The following is a 22,393-nucleotide window of genomic DNA, read 5'->3' on the forward strand; positions in this document are numbered from 1 at the left end:
GCCGTCAGGTCTCGCGGTCTGTGTCGGGCCGCGGCCTCTGTCAGACAGATACAGATGTGGACGCCTCTACACCTTTCGGTGTGGGGGCGTCCACATGTTCGGGCACCCCTACGGGCAGTCAGTGGGGCCGGATAGGCTTGCAGAATGACGCGAGCCGAGCAGCCAACGGCCCACACTCCGGCCCCCGACGACGCCCTGGTCGCGGATTCCCGCGAGCGCGCCGTCCGCGCGCTGCTGCGCCGACCTCAGCTGAAACGGTTGTGGAGCGCCCACCTGGTGGGCGGTGTCGGCGACGCCCTGGCCCTGCTCGTGCTGGTCATCCTCGTCCTTCAGGCGGCGATCGCGGAGGGTTCGTTCGGCGGTGGCTACCGCGGGGTCGCCCTCGCCGTGGCGGCCGTCTTCGGGGCACGCGTCCTGGCCACGCTGCTCTTCGGAGCCATACTCCTCGGGCCGCTCACCTCGCTGACGTCCCAGGAGGGGCCGCTCGACCGGCGCTGGACCATGGTCGGAGCCGACGGACTGCGCGCCGTGCTCATGCTCATCGCTCCCCTGTGGATCGACTGGACCCCGGACAACGCACTCGCCGCCCTCCTCGTCCTCGCCTTCGTGACCGGCGTCGCCGAGCGCTTCTGGACGGTGTGCCGGGAGAGCGCGGCGCCCGCGCTGCTGCCCGCGCCGCCGCTGGAGGGCGCCACCGTACGTCCGCTGCCGGACCACCTGGACGCCCTGCGGCGGCTGTCACTGCGTACGGCCTTCGCGGCGGTGCCGATCGCGGCCGCCACGCTCGTGGTGGTGTCACTCGTCAGCAACCTGCTGGGTGCCGGGATCACCTGGTTCGACCAGCACCAGGGGGCGCTCGCCTCGTACGTCGCCGCCGGACTGTTCGCCGCCTCGCTCTCCGTGCTCACGTCCCTCGAACTGCCCGACACCCGCACCCCGCGTGCGCGCTCGCCCCTGGAGGGACTGCGCCGCCCCAGGACGGGCACGGGCGTCGACAACGGCCGCACCGGCGCGATCCCGCTCCTGGTGCTCGCCTGCGCGGCCGTCGCCGCGGCGATCGCGGCCGCTGTCGCCGTCTCCGTGCTGCAGGCCAAGGACATGGGCGGCGGACCGGTCACGTTCGGCCTGCTGGTGCTGGCGCTGACCGGGGGTGTCGTCATCGGCATCCGGACGGCCCCCTCCGTGCTGCCGCCGCTGTCGCGGCGCAGGCTGCTCTCGCTGGCGATCGCCTTCACCGGGATCGCGCTGCTGGCCGCCGGTCTGGTCCCGGACGTCACCACGGTGCTGCTGATCGCCGGCCTCGCGGGCATCGGCGCGGGCGTCGCCGCGAACACCGGGCACGCGCTGCTCGACCAGGAGACCGAGGAATACCGGCGGGCGCGTACGACGGAACACCTGCACGCGGTCGTACGGGTCTCCGTCGCGCTCGGCGCCCTGCTGGCGCCCGTGGTGGCCGCGGCGATCGGCCCGCACCGGCTCGAGAACGGCAAGTTCGTGTTCGCGCACGGAGGCGCCGCCTTCACACTGATGCTGGTGGGCGCCCTGCTGCTGCCGGTCGCCGCCCTGGTGCTCGCCAAGGTCGACGACCGCTCCGGAGTGCCGTTGCGGCACGACCTGCTGGACGCGCTGCGCGGCGGCGACGACCCGGTGCAGAAATCCACCGCGAACGGGTTCTTCCTCGCCCTGGAGGGCGGCGACGGGGCCGGGAAGTCGACGCAGGCGGAAGCGCTCGCGGAGTGGATCCGCGCCAAGGGCCACGAGGTCGTGGTGACCCGCGAGCCGGGCGCAACGCCGGTCGGCAAGCGGCTGCGGTCGATCCTGCTGGACGTGTCGTCGGCGGGCCTGTCGCACCGTGCGGAGGCACTGCTGTACGCCGCCGACCGCGCCGAGCACGTGGACACGGTGGTGCGGCCCGCGCTGGAGCGGGGCGCCGTCGTCATCTCCGACCGCTACATCGACTCGTCGGTGGCCTACCAGGGGGCCGGCCGGGACCTGTCCCCGACCGAGATCGCCCGCATCAACCGATGGGCGACCAACGGACTGGTGCCGCATCTGACGGTGCTCCTCGACGTCTCCCCGGAGGCGGCTCGTGAGCGCTTCACGGAGGCGCCCGACCGGCTGGAGTCGGAGCCGGTCGAGTTCCACACGCGCGTGCGGTCCGGTTTCCTGACGCTGGCCGCCGCCGACCCGGGCCGCTACCTGGTGGTCGACGCCGCCCAGGAGCCCGAGGCGGTCACCACCGTCGTCCGGCACCGGCTCGACGTGATGCTGCCCCTCTCCGAGGCCGAGGTGAAGGCCCAGGAGGAGGCACGCAAGGCGGCCGAGGAGGAGGCCCGGCGCAAGGCCGAGGAAGAGGCCGCGCGCAAGGCCGAGGAGGAGCGACTGGAGCGCGAGCGCCAGGAACAGCTCGCCCGGCTGCGTGCGGAGGAAGAGGAGCGCAAGCAGCGCGAGCTGGAGGAGGCGCAGCGGCGCGAGGCGGAGCGCCAGGCGGAGGAGGCCCGACAGCGCGCCGAGGAGGCCCGTCGCCGGGCCGAGCAGGAGCGGGCGCGGCTGCTGGCCCAGGAGCAGGCCCAGGCCGCCGAGCAGGACCGGCTGCGCAGGCTGGCCGAGGAGCAGGCACGGCTGCGGGCCGAGGCCGAGGAGCGCCGTCTGGAGAAGCAGCGCAAGGCCGAGGAGGCGTTGCTGCGGGCGGAGGAGGCGCGACGGGCCGCGACGGAGACGGCGGCAGCGGCGGCGGCCGCAGCCACGGCGGCTTCGACGTCTGCTTCCGCTTCCGCTTCGACTGCGGCTTCCGCTTCATCGGCTACGTCGGCTCCTGCTTCCGGTTCGGCGCCTGCGGGTTCTGCTGAGCCGGCGGCCACGGGTCCCGTGGCCGACAACGAGACGACGGTGCCCACGCCGGTCGTGACGCCTCCGAGCACCTCGGGCGGCTCGGTGGACGAGACGACGGTGCTGCGGCCCGTGCGCTCCGGAGCGAGCCGCCAGAGTTCCCGCTCCGACTCGGAGGAGACGGCCAAGCTGCCGAAGCCGCCGGTGCCCGAGGAAGCGGCCGAGAAGACGGCCGTGCTTCCGCCGGTGGTTCCGGGGGCCGCGGACGAGACCGCCGTGCTTCCGCCGGTGGCACCGGGCGCGGCCGACGAGACGGCGGTGCTTCCTCCGGTACGCGACGGGGGCGCGGGTGCCGCTCCGGATGCCGGTGCGGGTGATCCCGCTAACCGGGTGCCTCCGGGCTTCTTCCGGGACGAGCGGGCCGAGCCCCGGCCCGAGAGGGCCGGTGACCGTACGCGCGAGCTGCCCCAGGTCGATGCCGAGGGCGCACCGCGTCGCCGCCCCCGTTCCGACTGGGCGGAGGAGACCCCGCTCGACGATCTGCCGACCCTGGCGGACGAACTGCTGGGTCCGCGTGACGACGACGAGCAGGACGACGGGCGCGAGGGACGGGGCGGTCGCCGCCGTCGCTGAGGTCCGGGGACCCGTTGTCAGTGGCGACCCGCACAATGGACGCGGCAAGGCAAAGTGCGACGAAAGGGCGGTGCCCCGTGCCGGTATGGGACGACCTGGTGGGCCAGGACAAGGTGAGCGAGCAGCTCGCCGCCGCCGCTCGTGACGCCGACGCCCTCGTCTCGGCGGTCGCCGCGGACACCCCGCTCCCCGAGGCGTCCAAGATGACGCACGCCTGGCTGTTCACCGGCCCGCCCGGCTCCGGGCGTTCCACCGCGGCGCGGGCCTTCGCGGCGGCGCTCCAGTGCGTGAGCCCCGACCGCGCGCTGGGAGGAGTCCCCGGCTGCGGTTTCTGTGACGGTTGCCACACCAGCCTGATCGGGACGCACGCCGATGTGCAGATCATCCGCACCGACCTCCTCTCCATCGGTGTGAAGGAGACCCGCGATCTGGTCCGCCGCGCCCAGCTGTCCCCGGCGACCGGCCGCTGGCAGGTCATCGTCCTGGAAGACGCGGACCGCCTCACGGAGGGCGCGGGCAACGTCATTCTGAAGGCCGTCGAGGAACCGGCCCCGCGTACGGTCTGGCTGCTCTGCGCGCCCTCCATCGAGGACGTCCTGCCCACCATTCGCTCCCGCTGCCGCCTGCTCACCCTGCGCACCCCGCCGGTGGACGCGGTCGCCGACATCCTCGTCCGCCGTGACGGCATCGATCCCGCTGTCGCGGCGGCCGCCGCCCGCGCGACACAGGGGCACATCGGGCGCGCCCGCCGTCTCGCCACGGACCAGCGTGCCCGTGAGCGCAGGGCCGCCGTCCTCAAGCTCCCGCTGCGGGTCGACGACATCGGCGGCTGTCTCAAGGCGGCCCAGGAGCTGATCGACACGGCCTCGGAGGACGCGAAGCAGCTCGCCGAGGAAGTCGACGTCAAGGAGACCGAAGACCTGAAGGCGGCCCTCGGCGCGTCGCAGGGCGGCCGTATGCCGCGTGGCACCGCGGGCGTCATGAAGGAGCTGGAGGACCGGCAGAAGCGCCGGAGAACGCGCACGCAGCGCGACAGCCTGGACCTGGCCCTCATCGACCTCACCGGCTTCTACCGCGACGTCCTCGCCCTCCAGCTCGGCTCCCGGGTGGCCCTCGCCAACACGGAGGCCGAGGATGTACTCGAGCGCCTCGCCCGCGGCAGCTCGCCGGAGGCGACCCTCCGCCGGATCGACGCGATCGCCGCGTGCCGTGAGGCGCTGGACCGCAATGTGGCCCCGCTGCTTGCGGTGGAGGCGATGACGATGGCGCTGCGGGCGGGCTGAGCCGAGAGACTCGAAGGCACGGTCGAGCCGAGGCCCCGGAGCCGGCAGCGACCGGCGAGCGGCCGACAGTGACCGTGACCGGCCGACAGCCGGGGCCGTGCCGAGGAGCCGGAGTGAGGAGCTGAGGCGAGGTGTGGGGAGCAGGAGTTGAGTCGCCGTGTTGACGACATCACTCGTACGAGGCACATGCACGACTGTTGGTGATCACGGCGTCGCGCAGGGTTACGCTCGCGAGATGTACTCCAGGTACTTCAGGCGCACCCCTCGGCCGCCCCGGTCCGGTCGGCCGAACCGATCCCGCGGTGCGATCCGCGCGATGCGCACCGTCCGTGCGGGCGGCGTGCTGCTCGCCGCCACCACGCTGCTCGTCTCCGCCTGCTCCACGGGGAGTTCGACCAGGACGGCCACGACGGCGGCGGACGCGGTGCTGGCCGCACTGCCCCGCGCCACACCCTCCACGCTGTCGTCGTACTACGACCAGAAGCTGACCTGGCGCAACTGCGGCGCCTCCGGCTTCGAGTGCGCCACGATGAAGGCACCGCTCGACTACGCGAAACCGGCCTCGGGCGACGTCAAACTGGCCGTGGCCCGCAAGAAGGCCACCGGCCCCGGCAAGCGCATCGGCTCGCTGCTGGTCAACCCGGGCGGACCGGGCGGCTCGGCGGTGGGCTACCTGCAGTCGTACGCGGGGATCGGCTACCCCGCGGAGGTCCGCGCGCGCTACGACATGGTCGCGGTCGACCCGCGCGGGGTGGCCCGCAGCGAACCCGTCGAGTGCCTCACCGGCCCCCAGATGGACACGTACACGGGGACGGACGTCACCCCCGACGACAAGAAGGAAACGGGTGAACTGGTCGACGCGTACAAGAAGTTCGCCGAGGGCTGCGGCCGGCACTCGCCGAACCTGCTGCGGCACGTCTCCACGGTCGAGGCGGCCCGGGACATGGACATCCTGCGCGCGGTCCTGGGCGACCAGAAGCTGAACTACGTGGGGGCGTCGTACGGGACGCTCCTCGGGGCGACGTACGCGGGCCTGTTCCCGGAACGGGTGGGCCGCATGGTCCTGGACGGCGCGATGGACCCGTCCCTGTCCGCACGCAAGCTCAACCGGGACCAGACGGCGGGCTTCGAGACGGCGTTCCAGTCCTTCGCGAAGGACTGCGTGCGCCAGAGCGACTGCCCGCTGGGCGGCCCGGGCACGAGCCCGGACCAGGTCGGCAAGAACCTCAGCGCCTTCTTCAAGCAGCTCGACGCGAAGCCGATCCCGACGGGCGACGCGGGCGGCCGCAAGCTCGGCGAGGCGCTCGCGACCACGGGTGTGATCGCGGCGATGTACGACCAGGCGGCGTGGCCGCAGCTGCGCCAGGCGCTCACCGCGGCGATGAAGGACAAGGACGGCGCGGGCCTGCTCGCCCTCTCCGACAGCTATTACGAGCGCGACGCCGACGGCAAGTACGCGAACCTCATGTTCGCCAACGCGGCCGTGAACTGCCTCGACCTCCCGGCCGCCTTCTCCACGCCCGAGCAGGTGGAGAAGGACCTCCCCGCGTTCGAGAAGGCGTCCCCCGTCTTCGGTGACGGTCTGGCCTGGGCCTCTCTGAACTGCGCGTACTGGCCCGTGCGGCCCACCGGCGAGCCGCACCGCATCGAGGCGAAGGGCGCGGGCCCGATCCTCGTGGTCGGCACCACCCGGGACCCGGCCACCCCCTACGCCTGGGCCGAGTCCCTCGCCTCCCAGCTCTCCTCCGGCGTCCTGCTCACCTACGTCGGCGACGGACACACCGCGTACGGCCGCGGGAGCGTCTGCATCGACTCCACGATCGACCGCTACCTCCTCCAGGGCACCCCTCCCGCAAAGGGAAAGCGCTGCGCATAGCCCTCCCGCACGCCCCGGAACCGGTCCTCCCGGGGCGTGTACGGAGCACCCCCGGGAACTGTGTAGACTTACCGACGTTGCTGATCGCACCATAGTGCGGACAGCGCGCCGCCTTAGCTCAGATGGCCAGAGCAACGCACTCGTAATGCGTAGGTCTCGGGTTCGAATCCCGAAGGCGGCTCTGTAGAAGCCCCAGGATTCTCACTCGCCGTGAACTGGGGCTTTTGCTTTTTTACCGGACGCGACGGCGGGCGCGGGAGCGGGCCGCGCGGCGGTCTCCCGTCTCAGTTCTGGTCTCAGTTGCGGGCTCAGGGGCAGATTCCGGGGCGGGCAGGAAGGCATCTCCCATGCGGCGCACGGCGTCCTTCGAGAGGTGCGAGCGGCCCTTGACGTAGCGGCGCGTCTGGCTGATCCGGGTGTGCCGCAGGATCTCCATCATGGTCGGCATGTCCACCCCCAGCTCGTTCAGGATCGTGCGCGCCGTGTGGCGGCTTCCGTCGTAGAGACGAGGGTCGCCGATGCCCGCTTCCGCCAACAGTTCCTTGAACTCCTCCCAGCCGTCGCGGGGGTCTATGGGGCGGCCATCGGGCCGGGTGAACGCCAGGTCCACGTCGCGTTCCACGGCGACGCGGCACGCGGATTCCCAGAGGGTGGCCTCTTCGCCCTTGCCGTCGATGAGGAGCAGGTCGCCGCGCAGGTGGGCGGTCGCCATGAGCGGGCGGAACGACCAGGACTTGCCGGTGCCGGACGCGCCGGCACCGAGCAAAGCACGGATGGAGTCGGCCTTGTCGGGTGCGCTCCGGGGGCGCCTGGTGGATGTGGACGACCCGCGGGCCGGCCATCTGCTGGATACTGCTCGCCGTTCTGTACGGACTGGTCCCGCAGATCAGCCCGAGCAGCCAGCCTGAGGGCAGCGGCCTGGACAGGGCACGCAGACGGCCGGAGGCCCTACCCCCAAAGCGGGGTAGGGCCTCTTTGCGTCGCATGGGTGATGCGTCGGAGCGGAAATCGCCCGATGGCGTGGCCTGCCACGTCCTCTGTTTACAGGTCAGGACGCTGCTGACAGACCGCCGTCGGGAACGCGAGGGGAACGGAAGAACCGGTAAGCCCCGTGAATGATCCACGAGCCCCCGCCGACGTCACCGGTTCTGACCTGCTAGAACGGTGAAATGAAGGATGATCGGGGAAGCCCAGGGGTGCGGCGAGCTCTTCGTCCCCACGGATCGGTCCGCCGCCAGGCAGCTCAGACGGCCACGGTCAGTCCGAGTTTCCGTAGCGCCGATCTCGCGGCGTTGTGCCCGCACATGCCGTGTACGCCCGCCCCCGGCGGCGTCGCCGCCGAGCAGAGATAGACGCCGGGGATTCCCGTGGCGTATGGATCAGGGGCCAGGCGCGGGCGAAACGCGAGAGAGGCGGGGGAGTTGGCGCCGTTGAGGATGTCCCCGCCGACGTAGTTGGGGTTGTACGCCTCGAGCGCGGCCGGGGAGCGGGCGGTCAGGCCGATGACGCGGTCGCGCAGTCCGGGGGCGTACTGCTCGATGCGTTCCAGGACGGTGGCCGTCGCGTCCCCGTCGTAGCCGTGCGGGACGTGTGCGTACGCCCAGACGGGGTGGACGTCGCCGGCCGAGCGCCCGGGGTCGGCGAGGTACTGCTGGGCGACCAGTACGAAGGGACGCCGGGGCATCCGACCGCGGGAGACCGCCTGTTCGGCCTCCGCGATCTCCTCCGCGGTTCCGCCGAGGTGAACGGTGCCCGCCGTGCGGCACACCTCGGCACGCCAGGGAACGCCTCCCTCCACCGCCAGGTCGACCTTGTACGCGGCGGGCCCGTGCCGGTAGCGGGTGTACGCGCGCCGGACGCGGGCGGGAAGACGCGGACCGCACACCCTCGCCGCCTCGCGGGGAGCCAGGTCGAGCAGGACCGTGCGGGCGGGGGGAAGGTCCCGCAGGGAACGCACGGGGGTGCCCGTTTCGATGGTGCCGCCGAGTTCGACGAGACGGGCGGCGAGCGCCTCGGCGATGGCCCCCGAACCCCCGCGGGCGACGGGCCAGCCATGACGGTGCGCGGCGGCGGTGAGCATGAGGCCGATGGCGGAGCTGCCCGGGCCGGTGAGTGGGCTCAGCGCATGGGCGGCGACCCCCGCGAACAGGGCCCGGGCCGCTTGCCCGCGCCATCGGCGCAGGGTCCACTGCGCCGGTTGGGCCGCCAGCAGCCCGAACGCGCCCGTGCGGACAGGGTGGCGGGGCAGCGCCGCCAAGGGGCGCATGAGGTCTTCGCTCAGGGCGTCGTAGTGCGCGGTCAGGGGCGCGAACAGCCGACGCCAAGCCGGGCCGTCGGCGCCGAGGCCGCGTACGGTCGCGTCCAGGTCGCGCTGGAGTACGGCCGCCCGACCGCCATCGAGGGGGTGGGCGAGGTCGGTCTCGGCGTACTCCCAGCGCAGTCCGTGGCGGTCCAGGCCGAGGGTGCGCAGGTAGGGCGATGCGACGGCCATGGGATGCACCGCGGCGCAGTGGTCGTGGAGCAGGCCGGGCACGGTGACCTCGCCACTGCGGGTGCCGCCGCCGATGGTGGCCGCGGCCTCCAGGACGGTCACGGAGAGGCCCGCCTGGGCGAGCGTGACGGCGCCGGCGAGGCCGTTGGGCCCCGCTCCCACGACGAAGGCGTCGACGGTCACTTCAGCGTGCCCTTGGTGTGCTGGAACCAGCGCAGGTAGCCGGTGTCGGGGGAGCCGAGGCCGGTGGCGTCGTCGTAGCCGCGGCGGGCCTGGAGTCCGAAGTCGTGGCCGAGGGTGTAGAGGAGATAGCGCTGTGCGCCCGTGGACGTGTCGACGGCGGGGCCCTCGTCGCGTACCACGGTGAGAGGTTGCGCGCCGGCGTTCGCGGGCCGGTCGGTGACGTCGTGGAAGACGTGGGCGCGGGACCGGGCAAGGGCGTACAGGAGCGGGTTGGCGAAGCCGAGCCGGTGTCCGGAGGCTTGTTGCGCGTCGGCCTGCACGGCGGCGAAGGCGGGCGCGGCCGCGGACGTGCCGCCGAATCCGACGAGGTGGTAGGCCCCGGCGTCCGTGAGTCCGACGAGGACGGGCAGTGCCCCGTCGCCTTCGAGCGCCACGTCGGGCGTCGTGCGGTGTGCGGTGCCGCCGGGAACGCTGCCGCGCTGGTACCAGGGCTGCGGGAAGTCGCTCGCACCCCCTCCGCCGCCGAAGGCGAAGACACCGGGGACGGGCCCCCATGCCTTGCCTTTGTCGGTGAGAACGGACAGCCCGTCACCCATGCTGGTCTCCCAGGCGTAGTCGCCGTGCCGGTCGAGGGCGAGGGTGGTGCCGCCGACCGAGGTGACCCACGGGGAGCCGCTGGGGAAGTCGGCCTGGGCCCGGGTGGTCTTCGGATCGCAGTTGACGCCGGTCTGGGCGGCCTCGGGCGAGGAGTCGCCGCAGTCCCCCGCGGCGAAGTAGACGCCGATGCCCTCGGCGGCGGCCTGCTCGAACAGCAGGTTCCAGGCGGCTATGAGGGTGGGGGTGAGGTGCCCGGGACTGGAGTGGATGATCTCGGCCCAGGAGTTGGAGATGACGTCCGCCCGGCGGCCGTCGATGATGTACGACTCGGCGTCCATCAGGTCGTTGTCGAGGCAGGAGTTCGCACCGACGTAGAGGACGTTCGCGTCCGGGGCGAGGCCGTGGGCGAGGTCGATGTCGAGAGCCTGTTCGCCGGCCCAGGTACGCGGGGACGCGCACGCGTCGTCGATGTGCCAGTCGCCGGGAGTGACGTGCCGGCGGTACTGGCCCGGCCGGAAGGCGTGATCGCCGGTGGCCCGGGCGTAGCGGTCGGCGTCGGTGAGCATGTCGGGTGATCCGTAGGCGTCCACGACGGCGATGGTGGAGCCGCGCCCGGTGGCACCCTTGGCGCCCGTGCCGTAGGCGTGGCGGAGCTGGGCGGGGGTGTAGGGGCACGGCGCGTACGTGGCGGTCCTGCCGTACGCCTGGGGTAGGCCTGTGGCGGGCTTCTCCCCGAAGTGACCGGAGCAGACGGCGTCGTCGGCGGGTACGTCGAGAGCCGGCGCGGGGGTCGACAGGGGGTGGGCCGCCGCGGGGGTGGACAGGCCGGACACGCCGAGCACGGTGGCGCCGAGGGAGGCGGGCACACTCAGGTCGCCGGCGGGGGCGTCGCTCGTGCCGCGGCCGGTGCGATAGCCGTGCAGGCTCGTGCCGAAGGCCTGCCGGACGGCGCGGGCGGGCCCTTCGATCCCCAGATAGTGGGAGGTTCGGCCGGTGACGGTGAATCCGGACCCGCCCAGCCATGCCGTGAGAGTCCGGATCTGGCGGTCCGTCGGGCCGAAGTGCCGTTGGTATTCCGCCGGGGTGAGGTAGTGCCGGTAGTGCGGGCTGCGGGGGTCGCTGACGTCGCGCAGGAACGCCGCGAGCCCTTGCGGGTCACGGGAGTTGAGGTAGAGACGCGCGCTGACGTGACTACCGGCGGGGACGGGGCCGGTGTCGGCGGTCCGCGTCGCGTATGCGGGCCGGGATCCCACGAGAGGGTGCCGGTCGGCCGCGTGGGCGGCGGGAAGGGAGCCGACGGTGCCGAGCAGCGTGGCGCAGGCAGCCGCGACGACGGAGCCGCGCAGGCGACGCAGCGGGCGTATGGGGGCATGGAGAGGCACGGGATGCAGACCTTTTGGTGTGGGGGCGCCGGACGGCGCGCAGAGCAGAACGAGGGGGCGCGGCACGGACGTCTCGCCGTGCCGGCCCGGTGGCTGCTGAACTGAACGGGATGCCCAGGTCCGTCGTCACATTCCCGTCGTCCGCCCGGGTCACGGGGCAGACGGGAATGTGACGACAGGGCCTAGGTGCGGACGGTCCGGCCCCGGCACAGCGGGCCCGAGACTCCCTGGAACTCCAGGTCGAGGCCGAGGCCGTCGCGCTCGGCGTGGAGGTGCAGGTGCGGCTCGCTGCTGTTGCCGGAGTTCCCGACCTCGCCGAGCACCTGCCCGACGCGCACGGGGTCGCCGGTGCTCACGGTCACGGTGCCGGGACGCAGATGGGCGAGCTTGACGATCTCGGCGCCCGTGTCGATCCACACGTGGTTGCCGTACAGGGGTTGGTAGCGGACGGCGCCGGGTTCTTGGTCGTCGATGTGATCGGCGGCGGAGACGACCGTACCGTCGCAGGGTGCGTGCACGGGCTGCCCGTAGATGAGGTAGCGCTCGTTCTTGCCGTGCGTGCCCTGGGTGCGGGCGCGGTGACGCCCGCGCGTCCCGCCCGGGCCGGCCTGGACCACGTCCAGGGCGCCGCGTTGCCCGGGGACGGCGAAGTGATGGTTGAGGCTGCGTCCGCCTCCTTGCCCCACGTACCAACGGCCACCCTGCAAGGGGAAGACGAGGGGCTGGGAGACGGCCGTCCCCCAGCGGTGACGCCGTGCCCGCATCAGGAGTACGCCGAGGACGGCGACCAGTGCGGCCCCCACGACCAGTTCGGGGGCACCGCCCGACGTGGGCAGCCCGGGCAGTCGCCAGGCGGAGGCGAGGGCGACGAGCGCCCCGGCCTCCAGCGGTCGGCGTATCCACCACGGAAACAGGGCCGGGGCACGCCAGCCCTCCACGACCAGGTATCCGGCCGCGACGATCAGCAGACGGCCGCACCAGGCGATCCGGGAGGGGGCCTCCCAGCAGGCGTCGATGCGCACGAGGAACAGCAGGACCAGCACGGTCCAGGCCAGAGCCGGGCGCACCCAGTTGGTGCGCAGGCGTGCCGGGCGGTGTGCGCCGGGTGCGATCAGGAGCCCGTCCAGCTCATGGCCGTCCCTGGTGGCGGCGAAGGCGAGGGCCCGTCCCCGGGTGCCTTCGATCACCAGTCCGTCGCGGCTGTCGCGCACGCCGGTGACCTCGCCGACCCGTCCGAGCGTGGTGTCCACGATCTCGTCGAGCCGCTCCCGGCCCACGGCGGCGACCACGCGCGGTGCCAGGCGTTCCCGGTCGGCGGGCTCGGCGGTGAGGAACCGGTACAGGGCGTCCGGCGCGGCGTTCGCCGCTTCGTCGGTCGTGTCACGCATCGGCCGCACCGTCCTGTCCCGCCGTCATGGCCACCGGGGTCATGCCGCGCGCGGGCAGTGGTGACCAACTCCCGCCCCGTACATGTTCCTTGACGGACCGGAAGCGCCGCGCGAGGGACCGGTAGTCCTCGTCGCGCAGGCAGGTGCAGTCCGCGCCGATCATCAGTAGCCCGAAGCACACCAGGCCCATGCAGGCGATGATGCCCAGGTGCATGCCCTCCAGGGCCACCGTGTTGGCCTTCCGGATCCACGGGCGAGCGGACAGGATCGCGAAGGGCAGCGCCAGCTCGATGAAGATCGTGAAGTAGCAGAGAGCGGTACCCACGAAGGCGTTGTTCATCAGGTGCGCGTACGTGGCCGACATCTCGAAGCCGGTGATCCGGCTGATGTAGTACATCGCCACGCCGTCCTGCCACACCTTCCCGGTGATCTTCCAGTAGCCGGCGGTGAAGTACAGCACCGCGGTCTGGAAGACGATGAGAAAGGCGGCGAGGTTGTGCAGCACGGTGGAGGTCGTCGGCCGTTCGTCCGCGCGCATCCGCGCGCGCCGCCGCTTGGCGCCGGGCGCGAAGTAGGCGTTGGAGACGGTGAAGACCATGAACAGGATGACGATCTGGGCGAGATTGTCGCCGCCTTCGAGCACATCCTGGTTCCGGTTGTGCAGCGACCACATCATCAGGGCCTGCGCGAGGGTGAGCGCCCGGCCGCCGAAGATCATGAACGCCAGGGCGACCACGATCACCGCGTGATAGGCGATCTCGAACCAGAGCGTGGAATGGCTCCACAGGAAGATCGAGAAGCCCCAGCGCGGCAGCTCGGCCCTCGCCGTGGAGATCGAGTTGTAGGAGTCCGGCCCCCACAGGAAGCGCCGCCGCGAGTAGTCGGACAGGCAGTACAGCAGGGTGGCGAAGCCGATGACGACGCGGAGCGCCGCGACTCCGATGAGCCGGTGCTTCCTGCTCGCGAGGCGCAGCAGCGCGGCGTCCAGCCGCGCCGTGCCGGCCTGCCATCCCCTGCCCATCAGGGCGAACACGCCGGTCACTGCTCCACCCCCGTTACGTAGTCCATCCATGACGTCGCCAGCAGTCCCTTCTCGTGCTCCTTCGGCTTGGGTTCCGCGTACCGCGCCGAGAACGGCACGATGGGACGGTTCTTGAAGATCGCCTGTACGGAGATGATCTCCGCGTCCGGGTAGAGCGCCTTCGCCTGTACGGAGAAGAACCGCTGCATCTCCTCAAAGTCCGGTTTGAACTGGTCGTCGAGACGCTTGCGGGCGTCCTCCCGTTCCGTCGCCGGAAGTTTCTGGATCTTGTTCGCGATACCCGCGTACCGGTTGGCCACGGCGTCGAACGCGAGAAGCACGCCGGGGAGTTTCGTCGGGTTCACCCGGAATTCGCGCGGGGATCGGTCGATGGCCTGCTCGATCTCGACGGGGCTCGACTCCACGGTCTTGCCCGAGCCGGGGAGCGTCATCCGGGCGCGCAGGTACACGAAGTCGTTGTTGCTGCCGGGGGTGGGTCCGAAGAGCTGCCAGTCCTGCCAGAAGTACGGCTCCATGAAGGCCATGACGGGGCCCTTGACACGGTCCTTCGCCGGGGAGTCGGGGGCGTTGTACACCAGGCAGCACAAGCAGTACACCGCCACGGCCACGAGGGCGGCCAGCGCGCTGACCCGTACCTTCGCCGGGAGCGCCCCGCCCGCCGTCCGGGGTGCGCCCTCCGATGCGCGCGAGCGCGCGAGAACTCTCATCGCTGTCCACATCCAGGTGGGGCCGACGTCCAGGTCGGTCATGTCGGAAAAAAGGAATGGATTCGCGCGACGCTGTGTGCCGGGGCGGGGCGCCCCGCCCCGGCACCGGGGGGCGATGCGGTGTCGGTGGACACCCGACACCGCATGTCACTTCGCACCGCTGGTCATGCGGTGGCGCACGTCATCCGGCACCGATCGTCGGCCGATGCCGCGTGCCACGCGGCTCCGCCGGCCGGGCGGTGCCGTGGCTTCCCCCTGCGCCGAGGGTCAGTCGGCGCCACAGGTCACGCGGCGCCGGTGGTCGGCCGACGCCAGTGGGTCTTTCGCTGCCGCACGTCGCGCGGCGCTGTGCAACACCTGACGCAATCAGGTCAGTTGGCGTCGTAGGCGGTGTCGCCCGGTATCACTCCGTGCAGCGACGTGCCGCTGAGAGCGGGACCGCCGCTGGAGGACGACGAGGACTCGCTGGACGACGAGGAGTCGCTGGACTTCGGGAGCTTGGTCGTGAACTTCGCGACCTGCTCCGTCGCCTTGACGACCGTCGCCGCGGCGACGCTCTGGGCGATCGCGTGCCAGAACTGCGGCTGCGCACCCTTGCTGAGGACCTGGGCGGTGGTGACCGAGTGCTGGGCGGCGGCCTTGTGCTGCGGCAGGGAGGCAGCCGACGCGCTGGAAGTGGTGAGACCCGCGGTGCCGACCGCGGCGAGAGCCGCGATCATCGCACCGGCGACGGCACGCTTGCCGTTCATGGTGATTCCCTTCGAGTGGTGGAAATTTCAGCTGGGTGCGCGAATCGATTCGCAGACATGTGCGCACTTTTCTCCATGGCTCATCACGGCAGGCAAAGGCCTTGAGTAACCGGGGAGTGGGTTCATGCTAGCCACGACTCGGCGCGACACTCAACGAAATAAATGGCCGTGAAGCGGAGTTGAGCCCTCCAACCTCAGATAAAGCTCAATTGACCTCAAGGTGGAGCTCAATTCGAGAGGGTTTATTGCCACCCGTACTCTCCACAACGCTTCGAGGTAATGGCCGCGCTGCACAATCTTTACTCTGCGATGGGTTCTTCGAGAGGAAACTAAACCCGCGCTAACGCAGCCCTCAATGGACTGGCAGGACAAGGAAATGAGGTCTGATCGGCCTCTATGGTTTGGAACGTGAAAGAGCGTTATAGGAACGGACGGCCATGGGTTCCGACAGCGGCGGGGCACATCTGCCGGCTGATCGGTGTCCTGGACCTGGTGAGTGCCCTCTTCCCGGGCTTCCGGCACTCCCGGGTGCACAGCTGGCTCGGTGACCTTCCCGGCGGGGTGAGCACGCTGGCGGCGGTGGGCCAACTGACGAGCGGACTGCTGCTGGTCCTGCTGGCCCACGCGCTGCGCCGCCGCAAACGTCGCGCCTGGCGCGCGGTGGTGGTGCTGCTTCCTACGAGCGCGGCACTCCATCTGCTGCACCGCCATGAGCTGCCCACGGCGCTCATCGCGCTGGTCCTGCTGGGACTGATCCTGTTCCACCGGCGCGAGTTCTACGCCAAGGCCGACCCGCGCACCCGCCTGAGAGCACTTGCCAGTTTCCTCGGCCTGGGCGGGCTCAGCGTCCTGCTCGGCCTGCTCGTCGTCAGCGTCCACCCGTCGAGCGAGCGCCGGTCGTACACCCTTCCGCAACGGCTGGAGCACGTGCTGTACGGGCTGTTCGGCGTCGAGGGGCCGGTCGGGTACACCTCCGTCCGGGTCGCCGATCTGGTGGGCTACTCGCTGGGCGCTCTGGGCCTGTTGACCGCGCTGACCAGCGCTTGGCTGGCACTGCGCCCGGAGACGCCGGAACCGGAACTGACCGCCGAGGACGAGTCGTGCGTGCGGGCGCTGCTCGACCGCTACGGCGCCCGTGACTCCCTGGGCTATTTCGCTCTGCGGCGCGACAAGAGCGTGGTGTTCTCCCCCTCGGGCAAGGCGGCGATCGCCTACCGGGTGGTCTCGGGCGTCATGCTGGCCTCGGGCGACCCGCTCGGAGACGTCGAGGCCTGGCCCGGTGCGATCAACGCCTTCATGACCGAGGCCCGCGAGCACGCGTGGGTGCCGGCCGTGGTGGGCTGCAGTGAGACCGGCGGGGAGATCTGGGCCCGGGAGACCGGGCTGGATGCGCTGGAGCTGGGCGACGAGGCGGTGGTCGACACGGCCGACTTCTCGCTGTCCGGACGGGCCATGCGCAACGTCCGGCAGATGGTGAAGCGGATCGAGCGGGGCGGCTACGTCTGCCGGGTCCGCCGGGTCGCCGAACTGAACGAGACGGAGCGGCAACGGATCGGTGACGCCGCCGCACGTTGGCGGGGAACCACCGTGGAGCGCGGATTCTCCACCGCGCTGGGCCGGTTCGGCGATCCTGCGGACGACGAGTGCGTCGTCGTCACCGCCCACAAGGCACCCGATGAGGCGGCGGGCGAGGACCCGGCCGGCGACGACCTGAAGGCGATACTGCACTTCGTGCCCTGGGGGCCTGAGGACATCTCCCTGGACCTGATGAGACGCGACCGCTCCGCCGACCCCGGCCTCAACGAGCTGCTGATCGTCGCGGCCTTGCAGGCGGCGCAGCAGATGGGCGTGCGTCGCGTGTCACTGAACTTCGCGATGTTCCGCTCGGCCCTGGCCAGGGGTGAGCGACTCGGCGCAGGACCGGTGCTGCGCGTGTGGCGCGGACTGCTGGTCTTCTCCTCGCGCTGGTTCCAGATCGAGTCGCTCTACAAGTTCAACGCCAAATTCCAGCCGCGCTGGGAGCCGCGGTTCCTGGTGTATCCGCGGGCACGCGATCTGCCCAGGATCGGGCTCGCCGTCATGCGGGCGGAGGCGTTCATCACCCTCGAGCTGCCCCGGGCCGCACGCGCCAGGCGAACCACCACCCTCACGCCCGCGGAGGACGTCCGGCCCGCGGTCTGAGGCGGCGGAAGGGACGTCCCCGGGTCGGGTGTGTGAACCTCTACGAGACCAGCGGAAGGGCTGCCTTGTCCTCGAGCCAGGAGGCTCGGGAGAGAACGGCCCGCTGCACCTGCCGGAGCCGCAGGCTCGGTTCCATGCCGAGCCCTTCGACGAGCTTGTTCCGGAGGGTGTTGTAGACGCTGAGTGCATCGGCGGTGCGGCCACTGCGGTAGAGAGCCACAATCAGATAGAGATAGAGGTTCTCCCACAACGGCTGGTCCGCGACCAGACCGTAGGCCTCACTGATCACCCAGGCGTTCCGGCCGAGCCGCAGTTCGGTTTCCACCCACAGCTCGTGCGCGGAATTCCGCTTCTCGTCCAGTTGGTGGCCCAGATCGTCCAGCATGGGCAGGCCGCGGACGTCGGCGAGGGCAGGCCCGCGCCACAGCGCGATGGCGGAGGCCAGCAGCTCCGAGGCCTCCGCCGTCCGGCCGATGGCGTTCAGCTGGTGGGCCCTTGTCACATCGGACTCGAAACGGCGCAGGTCCAGTTCGTGCCGCCGGCCCAGGTCGAGGACGTAACCGGGAGCCCGCGTGGCAAGGACGGCCGGGTCCGCGCCCAGTGCCAACAGGTGCTTGCGCAGCCGGGACACGTAGACCTGCAGAGCGGTGGCCGCGGTGCGTGGCGGGTTGTCCGTCCAGAGGAGGTCGGTCAATTGCCGGGTGGAGACGACGCGCTCGGCGTTCAGGCACAGCAGCGCCAGCAGCGCCCGCTGTTTGAGGGCGCCGGGACCCTGTGTGACGGAGCCGTCGGCCGCCGTGATCTCCAGCGGCCCGAGTATGTGGAAGTCCATTTCTATCCCCCGTGGGCGTGTTTTCCATGACGGCAGGTTGGTCAATCCCGCCGAAGGATGATCTTCGGTGGCGCGCCGGACGCCAGGCAAGTTCGAGGTCTCCCTTTTACCGAGAATTGGCTCGACTCTCACCGCGACTTGAGCCCCGGGGCGACCGGGCCGATCGGATGTGACGTACGCCATCGTTGTGGAATATGCAGTGTGGGGCGCATGAAATGCGGCTGGTCCGGTGTATGGGGGGGTTTAGCGGTGCGGTCTAGTCTCTGAAATGTCTGCACAACGTGATTTACGGGGGAAAGAGTTGGACGGCACACGTCTGCCAATTTCGGCTGCCCAGCATGAGATCTGGTTGGCCGAGCAGTTGAACCCGAGAGGGCAGCAGTCCCGCATCGGTGAATACCTGGAGATCCGCGGACCGATCGACGCGGAGAAGTTCGAAGCCGCACTCCGGCGCACCATCGCCGAGGCCGAACCCTTTCAGGCACGTTTCGGCGAATGCGAAGGCGTGCCCTGGCAGATCGCCGACCTGGCCGATGACTGGGTCTTCCCCGTTCTCGACGTCAGCACCGAGGACGATGCCATGGCTTCGGCCAAGGCCTGGATGCGCGCCGACCTGGCCCGTCGGCTGCCGCTGTCCACCGGTCCCCTCTTCTCGTACGCCCTGTTCCGACTCGGACCCGAACACTTCGTCTGGTACCTGAGTGCTCATCACATCCTGGCCGACGGGCACAGCGGCGCACTGATCTCCCTCAGGGTCGCCGAGCTCTACAGTGCCCTCGTCGCAGGCCGCGACCCGGCGCCGGCACCGTACGGCAGCCTGCGCACGCTTCTGGAGAACGAGCGCCGGTACCGGGAATCGGACGCATGCGCGGCCGACCAGGCCCACTGGGGCGACCGGTTCGCCGAGGCGCTGAGGCCGACCCGGCTGGCCGGCACCCCGTCCGGCACCCCGGATCACAACCTGACCGAGACGGGCCGGCTCTCCGCCGCCGAGACCACCCGGCTCCGTACCGCGGCGCGGCAGGCGCGCACGCACTGGTCGGTGCTGCTGATCGCCGCCACCGTCGCCTACCTGCACAAGACGACAGGGGAGCGGCACGTGGTCCTCACCCTGCCGGTGGCGGCCCGGCCGGACGCCGAACTCCGCACGGTGCCGGTCATGCTCTCCAACACCCTGCCGCTGCACGTGGAGGTGCGCCCCGAAGAGTCCGTGCTCGACCTGATACGCAAGGTCTCCCGGGAGTTCCGCCGACTGCTCCGGCACCAGCGCCACCGGGGAGAGTCCCTCTCCCGGTCATTCGGACTGCGCCCACAGGAGAGCTTCCTGACCGGCCCTCAGGTCAACATCATGTCCTTCGACTACGACCTGGAATTCGCCGGGCACCGGGCCGAGGCGCACAACCTCACCCAGGGACCGGTCGACGACCTCTCCGTCACGGCCTACGACCGCTCCGACGGCTCCGGACCGCAGATCGACCTGGTCGGCAATCCCGAGTTGTACCGGCCCGACGGACTGGCCGCCCACCACCGCCGCTTCCTGGCACTCCTCAGGGCGTTCACCGCGCCGAACGCCCAGGAGCGAGCGGTCGGTCTGATCGACCTGGCCACCGAGGAGGAGCGCGCCGAACTGCTCGCCGAGTCACGCGCCAACCGCCTCAAGTACCACGAGACCACGCTGCCCGAACTGTTCGCCGCCCAGACGGCACGCACCCCCACGGCGACGGCCGTGCTGGACCGCGACGGACGGGCCGTGACCTACCGGGACCTCGACCTCGCGTCGAACCGCCTCGCCCGGCTGCTGATCGCCGAAGGCGCCGGCCCGGACCGAATCGTGGCCCTGGCGGCCTCCCGGTCGGCCGACATGGTCGTCGCCCTGCTGGCCATCCTGAAAGCCGGAGCCGGGTACCTGCCCGTCGACCCGGAGTACCCGGTGGAGCGGATCGCCTTCATGCTGCGGGACTCCGCGCCCGCGCTGCTGCTCACCACCACACGGGTTCTCGCCGGCCTGCCCGAGACCGGCGTCCGCACCCTCGTGGTCGACAGGCCCGAGACCGCCGAGGCACTCCGGCACCGGTCCGGTGCCGCGGTGGACGACCGGGACCGCCTCGGCCGGCTGGAGCCGTGGCACACCGCGTACGTCATCTACACCTCGGGCACCACCGGGACTCCCAAGGGCGTGGTGATGCCCACCGGCTCCCTGGTCAATCTGCTCAGGTGGCACAACGACGACCTTCCGCGGGTTCCCGACTCCAGGACGGCCCAGTTCACCGCACTCAGCTTCGACGTGTCGGTGCAGGAGATCACCTCGGCGCTGCTCTTCGGCAAGACCCTGGTCATTCCGGACGACGACGTCCGACGCGACCCGGACCGCCTGGCCACGTGGCTGGACGAGCAGCAGATCAACGAACTCTTCGCACCCCACCTGGTGATCGAGGCGGTCTGCGAGGCCGCGGTCGCACAGGACCGGGACCTTCCCGCGTTGCTGGTGCTCGCCCAGGGCGGCGAGGCCCTCGTACCCAGCCGCGCCGTCCGGGAGTTCTGCCGCCGGGTGCCGAACCGGCGACTGCACAACCATTACGGTCCTTCCGAGACCCACCTGGTCACCGCCTACACCCTGCCGGCCGACACCGCCGACTGGCCCTCCTCCGTGCCGATCGGCCGGCCGATCCCCAACGTGTCGGGGCACGTCCTGGACGGTGGACTGCGTCTGGCGCCGCCGGGTGTTCCGGGCGAGCTCTACCTGGCCGGCGAGGCACTCGCCCACGGCTACCTCAATCGTCCCGCACTGACGGCCGAACGCTTCGTGGCCGACCCCTTCGGCGAGCCCGGGAGCCGGATGTACCGTACGGGCGACCTGGTCCGCCGCCTGCCCGACGGTGATCTGGAGTACTTGGGCCGTACCGACCACCAGATCAAGATCAGGGGTGTCCGGATCGAACCGGCGGAGGTCAGGGACGCCGTCGCCGGCTGTCCGGGCGTCACCCAGGCCGAGGTCGTCGTCCGTGACGACCCCTCGGGAGCCGCTTGTCTGGTCGCCTATGTGGGGGCGCAGGGCGGGGGAGCACCGACTCCGGCGGCCGTCCGCGAGCATGTGGCGGAGCGGCTGCCCAGGCACATGGTGCCGGCCGCCGTGGTCGTGCTCGACGCGTTCCCGCTGACCCCCAACGGCAAGCTCGACCGCCGGGCCCTGCCCCGACCCGACTTCACCGCGGCCACCCCCACCCGTGCCCCGCGCACCACGCGGGAGAAGGCCCTGGCGGGGCACTTCGCCGAGGTGCTGGGAGTGGCCCGGGTCGGCGCGGAGGACGACTTCTTCCAGCTCGGCGGCCACTCGATGCTGGCGGCCCGGCTGCTCGCCCGGATCCGGGCCGACTTCCGGGTGGATCTGAGCGTCCGGGACCTGTTCGAGGCCCCGACGGTGGCGGCACTGGACCGCCGGATGACCTCCGCGGCTGCCGACGAGGGACCCCTGGCACCGCTGCTCCCGCTGCGCCGTCGGGGCGGCCGTCCGCCGCTGTTCTGCTTCCCTCCCGCCGCCGGCATCAGCTGGTCCTACCAGGGCCTGCTCCGCCATCTCGGGCCCGACCAGCCGGTGTACGGTCTGCAGGCGCGCGGGCTCACGGACTCCGGCCGGATGCCCGGCAGCGTCCAGGAGATGGCCTCCGACTACCTGGAGCAGATCCGGGCCGTGCAGCCCAACGGGCCCTACCACCTGCTCGGCTGGTCCTTCGGCGGGCTGGTGGCGCATGCCGCGGCGACCGCCCTGGAGACGGCGGGCGAACGGGTGGCGCTGCTGGCCGTGCTGGACTCCTACCCCTGCCCGAGTGCCGTGGGGCCGGTGCCCGAGATCGATGAACGCGCCTTCGTCAGGCTTGTGTTCGGCGGCGCCGAGCAGCTGCCGGACGAGGTGCCGACCAGGTGTCTGCACGAGGTCTTCCTGCACGACCTGCGTCTGATGACCTCGTACACACCCGGCCGCTTCCGGGGCGATCTGCTCTTCTTCGCCGCCGCGCTGTCCGACCCGACCGACCCCTATGAGGCCGGCCGTACCTCCCCGCAGGCCTGGCGGGCGTACGTGGACGGCGAGATCCGCACGCACGACGTGACGGTGACCCATCACCGCATGACCACGCCCGAAGCCCTCGCGCAACTGGCGCCCGTACTCGCCGATCACCTGCACAGAGCGGCCCTCGGCCGCGACTCCGTGGGGAGCTGAACCC

General features: G+C 71.2%; 12 protein-coding genes, 1 tRNA gene and 1 pseudogene. 6 read left to right on the forward strand and 8 right to left on the reverse strand.

Annotation, left to right across the window (positions count from 1 at the left end; translation table 11 throughout):
• Positions 1-144 precede the first annotated feature (144 nt).
• The 4 genes from tmk (at position 145) to AAFF41_RS26610 (ending at position 6,802) form a co-directional block, all read left to right on the forward strand.
• Positions 145-3,462: a dTMP kinase gene (tmk, locus tag AAFF41_RS26595; protein WP_343324727.1), complete on the forward strand. Its 3,318-nt coding sequence runs from the start codon at positions 145-147 to the stop codon at positions 3,460-3,462.
• A gap of 77 nt (positions 3,463-3,539) precedes the next feature.
• Positions 3,540-4,745 carry a DNA polymerase III subunit delta' gene (locus tag AAFF41_RS26600; protein ID WP_343324728.1) on the forward strand — a complete coding sequence of 402 codons (1,206 nt, stop codon included), beginning with the start codon at positions 3,540-3,542 and terminating at the stop codon, positions 4,743-4,745.
• Between the two features lie 316 nt (positions 4,746-5,061).
• Positions 5,062-6,621, forward strand: coding sequence for an alpha/beta hydrolase (locus AAFF41_RS26605; RefSeq protein ID WP_343324729.1), 1,560 nt, complete (start codon positions 5,062-5,064; stop codon positions 6,619-6,621).
• 107 nt (positions 6,622-6,728) lie between these two features.
• Positions 6,729-6,802, forward strand: a tRNA-Thr gene (locus AAFF41_RS26610).
• 51 nt (positions 6,803-6,853) lie between these two features.
• Here the strand turns inward: AAFF41_RS26610 and AAFF41_RS26615 are convergent.
• From AAFF41_RS26615 to AAFF41_RS26645, 7 genes and pseudogenes are all read right to left on the reverse strand, one after another.
• Positions 6,854-7,225: pseudogene (locus AAFF41_RS26615) on the reverse strand (tyrosine-type recombinase/integrase); the annotation flags it as partial.
• Positions 7,226-7,864: 639 nt separating this feature from the next.
• A complete protein-coding gene (locus tag AAFF41_RS26620) occupies positions 7,865-9,295 on the reverse strand; it encodes a phytoene desaturase family protein (protein WP_319751888.1) in 1,431 nt (476 codons plus the stop codon).
• The gene (locus tag AAFF41_RS26625) at positions 9,292-11,274 is read right to left on the reverse strand and encodes a S53 family peptidase (protein WP_343324730.1); all 1,983 of its coding nucleotides are present in this window, start codon (positions 11,272-11,274) and stop codon (positions 9,292-9,294) included. The genes AAFF41_RS26620 and AAFF41_RS26625 overlap by 4 nt, the downstream gene beginning before the upstream one ends.
• A 182-nt stretch (positions 11,275-11,456) precedes the next feature.
• On the reverse strand, positions 11,457-12,662 hold the full coding sequence (locus AAFF41_RS26630; protein WP_343324731.1) for a peptidoglycan DD-metalloendopeptidase family protein: 1,206 nt from the start codon (positions 12,660-12,662) through the stop codon (positions 11,457-11,459).
• Positions 12,655-13,704 (reverse strand): hypothetical protein, encoded by a 1,050-nt coding sequence (locus AAFF41_RS26635; protein WP_343324732.1) that lies wholly within the window; start codon positions 13,702-13,704, stop codon positions 12,655-12,657. The genes AAFF41_RS26630 and AAFF41_RS26635 overlap by 8 nt, the downstream gene beginning before the upstream one ends.
• Positions 13,701-14,453: a DUF5819 family protein gene (locus tag AAFF41_RS26640; protein WP_054237434.1), complete on the reverse strand. Its 753-nt coding sequence runs from the start codon at positions 14,451-14,453 to the stop codon at positions 13,701-13,703. The genes AAFF41_RS26635 and AAFF41_RS26640 overlap by 4 nt, the downstream gene beginning before the upstream one ends.
• A gap of 329 nt (positions 14,454-14,782) precedes the next feature.
• A complete protein-coding gene (locus tag AAFF41_RS26645; RefSeq protein WP_319751884.1) occupies positions 14,783-15,160 on the reverse strand; it encodes a hypothetical protein in 378 nt (125 codons plus the stop codon).
• Positions 15,161-15,556: 396 nt separating this feature from the next.
• Between AAFF41_RS26645 and AAFF41_RS26650 the strand changes: the two genes are divergently transcribed.
• On the forward strand, positions 15,557-17,341 hold the full coding sequence (locus AAFF41_RS26650) for a phosphatidylglycerol lysyltransferase domain-containing protein (protein WP_388409395.1): 1,785 nt from the start codon (positions 15,557-15,559) through the stop codon (positions 17,339-17,341).
• Positions 17,342-17,381: 40 nt separating this feature from the next.
• Here the strand turns inward: AAFF41_RS26650 and AAFF41_RS26655 are convergent, their stop codons facing one another.
• Positions 17,382-18,173 (reverse strand): AfsR/SARP family transcriptional regulator, encoded by a 792-nt coding sequence (locus tag AAFF41_RS26655; RefSeq protein ID WP_319751882.1) that lies wholly within the window; start codon positions 18,171-18,173, stop codon positions 17,382-17,384.
• 268 nt (positions 18,174-18,441) lie between these two features.
• Here AAFF41_RS26655 and AAFF41_RS26660 point away from each other — a divergent pair, with 268 nt between their 5' ends.
• Positions 18,442-22,389, forward strand: a complete 3,948-nt coding sequence (locus AAFF41_RS26660; protein WP_343324733.1) for an amino acid adenylation domain-containing protein — start codon at positions 18,442-18,444, stop codon at positions 22,387-22,389.
• Positions 22,390-22,393: the final 4 nt, after the last annotated feature.

The organism is Streptomyces mirabilis, from assembly GCF_039503195.1.
Classification (GTDB): domain Bacteria; phylum Actinomycetota; class Actinomycetes; order Streptomycetales; family Streptomycetaceae; genus Streptomyces; species Streptomyces mirabilis_D.